This is a genomic window from Actinomyces sp. ICM47 (genome assembly GCF_000278725.1).
In the GTDB taxonomy this organism is placed as follows: domain Bacteria; phylum Actinomycetota; class Actinomycetes; order Actinomycetales; family Actinomycetaceae; genus Pauljensenia.
The window spans coordinates 1-3,810 of the sequence record NZ_ALCA01000045.1 but is presented as its reverse complement, the minus strand read 5'-3'; the positions used below and the strand labels follow the sequence as shown (position 1 = coordinate 3,810).

The window sequence follows — 3,810 nt, the reverse complement described above, 5'->3', positions numbered from 1 at the left end:
CCAGCATTGCCGGAACCACCCGGACGCGGTGCGCCGGGACGAGGCCCAGCGTTGCCGGAGCCGCCCGGACGGGGCATGCCCTGAGAAGAGGCATACGGGTTATTGCCAGGACGCGGGCCACCGGGACGCGGCGCGCCGGGGCGGGCCGGACGCGGAGCATCACCGCGACGAGGCGCAGGCTTAGGTGCACCACCCTCAGCGGGCTTGCGACCACCGGGCTTCGGTACCGAACCCTCCGCAGGCTTCTTGCCACGAGGCTTGGGCGCGGTCTCGCTCTTGCGTGCACCGGGCTTGGGCGCGCCGGGCTTGGGTCCGGCAGCCTTGGGGGCCGGAGCCTTGGGGGCACCGGGCTTGGGCGCGGCAGCCTTAGGGGTGGGTGCCTTCGGGGTGGGTGCCTTAGGCGCGGGGACGGGGGCCGAGGCCTCCGGGGCCGACGCCTGGGGAGCGGCGGGCTTCTTCGGTGCAGGCTTGGCTGCTCCGGGCTTCGGTGCCTTGGGGGCGGGCTTGGTCTCCGCCTTCTTGCTCTTGTGCGCCGCCGCGAACTTCTCGCGCATCTGCCGCACGACGGGCGGCTCGAGCGAGGACGAGGACGACTTGACGAATTCACCTGCTTCCTTCAGGTGACCCATCAGTTCTTTGCTGGTGATTCCGAGCTCTTTGGCGAGCTCGTGGACACGCAACTTTGCCACATTTCTCCATTCCGGAAGCGTCTCCGGTGTGGAGACGCCTTACTGATATTGCTGGCAGCTCATCGCTGGGTACTCATCGGGTGCCCATCAGCTTCCAACCCGCTTCCATCTTCTCGGCCTTGATGGCGCGTGGCCATCACTGGGTGGTGATCATCTCCTCCACGTCATCCCAGACGGTGTCTGTCACAGCGCCTGTTCGGAAGGCGCGAGCGAGTGCTCGTCTGGTTCGGGCCCGCTGGACGCACCCCGCGTCGGGGTGGATCCACGCTCCTCGACCTGGAAGAGTCGCCGTCGGGTCGAGGTGAATCGCACCGTCGGGCGAACGCACGATCCGCACGAGAGCAGTTCTGTGCGCGCGAGTACCGCATCCGATGCAGGTGCGCTGTGGTCCTGTGGTGGGCTCAGGCGGCAGGGGATACGACACAATCCCCTAGCTTAGTCGAGCTAGGGGATTGTTCATCTCAGTTTCTATGAGCGACTTGTCACGTCGTCGGGAGTGGAGACGCGCGAGGCGATCTCGTCGTCACCGGTTTCTGTGTCGGCGTGGATATCGATGTGATAGTTCGTCAGACGCGCGGCGAGTCGAGCGTTCTGGCCTTCCTTGCCAATCGCGAGGGAGAGCTGGAAATCCGGCACGATGGCGGTAGCCGTGCGGTTATCGACGGAGTGGACAACAACGCGGGTCACGCGGGCCGGCGACAGGGAGTTAGCGACGAAGCGCGCGGGGTCGTCGGAGTAGTCGACGATATCGATCTTCTCACCACCCAGCTCGGCCATGACGGAGCGCACACGCGCCCCCATGGGTCCGATGCAAGCGCCCTTGGCATTGATGCCTTCGCGGGTGGCTGCCACGGCGATCTTCGTGCGGTGGCCGGCCTCGCGGGCGATTGCCTTGATCTTGACGAGTCCCTGCTGAATCTCGGGAACCTCGCGTTGGAAGAGACCGGCGACGAGGTTGGGGTGAGTGCGCGACAGGGTGATGCGCGGCCCGCGTTCGGTGCGCTCGACACCCACGATGTAGGCGCGGATCCGGTCGCCGTGACGGTAGGTCTCACCGGGAACCTTCTCGCCGTCGGGCAGGACGGCCTCGAAGTCGTCGGAAACCTGAACCATCGTGGGGCGGCCGGGGCGCGGGGCTTGGACGGTGCCGGTGATGATCTGTCCTTCTCGGCCCGCGAAGTCACCGAAGACGCGCTGGTCGTCGGCGTCGCGCAGTCGCTGCATGATGACGGAGCGCGCCGTGGACTGGGCGATGCGCCCGAAGTTCTTCGGGGTGTCATCAAATTCACCAATGGGGTTGCCGTCTTCGTCCTCGTCCATCGCCATGACGGTGACGCGCCCGGTCTTCTTATCGATTTCGATGCGGGCCTGGGAGATCGCACCGGGCAGGTTGTGGTACGCCTTGAGCAGTGCCTCTTCGATGGCGTCAACGAGGGTCTCGAGGCTAACGCCCTTCTCGTTTTCCACCATCCGCAGGGCGGTCATATCGATTTCCATGGTCTTCTACTTCCCCGTTCCAAAGTCGACGCGGGAACGCGCCTTCCTCATGTCCTGATAGTCAATGGTAGTGGCTTCGCCGTCAACATCGATCGTTGCACTGGTCTCGCTCGCGTCGATGACGCGACCAGAGACGTAGCCGCCGGCGCGCAGCTTGATACGCACGAGGCGTCCGATTTGCCGCATCCAGTGGCCAACCTTCGTCAGTTCGCGCTCGGCCCCGGGGGTGGAGACCTCCAGCAGGTATTCACCGTCGATCGGATCGGCGGTGTCCAGCGCCTTCGACACGGCGCGGGACACGTCCGCAAGAGTGTCTGAGTCAATACCGTCGGCACCAATCGGGGCTTCGACGACGACCCGCAGGAGCGGCATCGCGTCGGAGCGCGTGCGGGTCACCGAATCCAGTTCGAGCCCCGAGGCTGCGACCACGGGAGCCAACAGCTCCTGAAGCGGTCCGTCAGTCGTGGACGATCCCATATACGCCTATCTTTCTTCTCGCGAACGCGGGTCAGTTACCCATCCTACCCGGGGGTGTGGGATGATGCGGGGGTGCGATTCTCAAATCTGACTATGACCACACGCCGTATCCCCGGCCTCGTTGCTGCCGGTACGGCGCTTTTCGCGCTATCCGCGTGTTCCCTGTCCACCCAGTCGACGGCCCTGACGGGCTTTGCTGCAGCTCGTGACCAAGCAGCGCGAACGGAAGCTGCCGCGTCCGCGCGAGCCACGCAGCTCGCCGAACTCGCGACCGAGTGCGCGCCCTGTTCCAGCGCGCTACGTACGGCTGCGTCGTCCTCCGACACTCGTCTCGAGACCCTTGGCGGCCTCTGGGATCCGTGGGGAGGGACGCCTCCCGAAGGCCAGGAGGCTCCCGATCCGGTCTCCGAGGCCCCCACCGATGTGGCTGCGTTCGTGTCATGGATGGCTCGCACAGCCACCCGCGACCTGCAGATCGCTACCGAGGAGGACGCTCAATCCGACAAGGCGCGCACGCTGGCTGCCTCCGCGCTGGGCCGCTATGCCGATGCTGTGTCCATCGCGCGCGCCTACGGGATCGATGTCAACGCGGGCAATAGCCAAGCTTCGGCTGTCAACGACCGCGTGAACACTGTCTCCTCCAAGGGCGTGCAGAGCTGGGATATCGAGTCGTACAACGAGTCCTCGATTTCCTCAACGTTCACTCTGTCGGGCAGTGATCTTGCGTCGTCGAAGGAACTCTCCGACGCCGTCGCCATGTGGGATTGCACGGCTTCCACGCTCCCGAAGGTGCATTCGAACACAGATACCCTGAGCGAGACGGACACTTACGACATGTCGGGTGCTCTGCTGGTCCGTGCTGATATCGCGCTGCAGGCGGGCGCTGCGGATACGCGTACGCCGCGTTGCGAGCTGGATTCCCTGGACACAGCCACACTCGCCTCGAACCTGCTCGCCGTCGATACCGCGATGTTCGCTTCCAAGTCCGAGGCAGTGCGTAGCGCTGGCGCAAGTGCCGCGCTCGCTGACATCGAACAGTGGGCCTCCCACACGACGCTACCGGCATTGATCGGCACTCGTTAGAATCATCCACCCGACCGGCTTACAATTCCGAGAATCCAATAAATGCAGGGCCGCTCCCCACCCG

General features: G+C 65.0%; 5 protein-coding genes. 1 reads left to right on the top strand and 4 read right to left on the bottom strand.

The genetic code is table 11. From position 1 onward, the window contains the following. The 4 genes from HMPREF1136_RS02995 to rimP form a co-directional block, all read right to left on the bottom strand. Positions 1-689 (bottom strand): translation initiation factor IF-2 N-terminal domain-containing protein (locus tag HMPREF1136_RS02995; protein WP_009647847.1); only part of this gene is annotated, 689 nt, incomplete at its 3' end. 136 nt (positions 690-825) lie between these two features. Further along, a complete protein-coding gene (locus HMPREF1136_RS10545) occupies positions 826-1,113 on the bottom strand; it encodes a YlxR family protein (RefSeq protein ID WP_269528457.1) in 288 nt (95 codons plus the stop codon). Positions 1,114-1,157: 44 nt separating this feature from the next. Continuing rightward, positions 1,158-2,186: a transcription termination factor NusA gene (gene nusA / locus HMPREF1136_RS02990; RefSeq protein WP_009647845.1), complete on the bottom strand. Its 1,029-nt coding sequence runs from the start codon at positions 2,184-2,186 to the stop codon at positions 1,158-1,160. 6 nt (positions 2,187-2,192) lie between these two features. After that, complete coding sequence (gene rimP / locus HMPREF1136_RS02985) at positions 2,193-2,663, bottom strand: ribosome maturation factor RimP (RefSeq protein ID WP_034504628.1); 471 nt, start codon at positions 2,661-2,663, stop codon at positions 2,193-2,195. Positions 2,664-2,735: 72 nt separating this feature from the next. On the opposite strand from rimP, the gene HMPREF1136_RS02980 reads away from it, so the two are divergent. Beyond that, on the top strand, positions 2,736-3,746 hold the full coding sequence (locus tag HMPREF1136_RS02980; RefSeq protein ID WP_009647849.1) for a hypothetical protein: 1,011 nt from the start codon (positions 2,736-2,738) through the stop codon (positions 3,744-3,746). Positions 3,747-3,810: the final 64 nt, after the last annotated feature.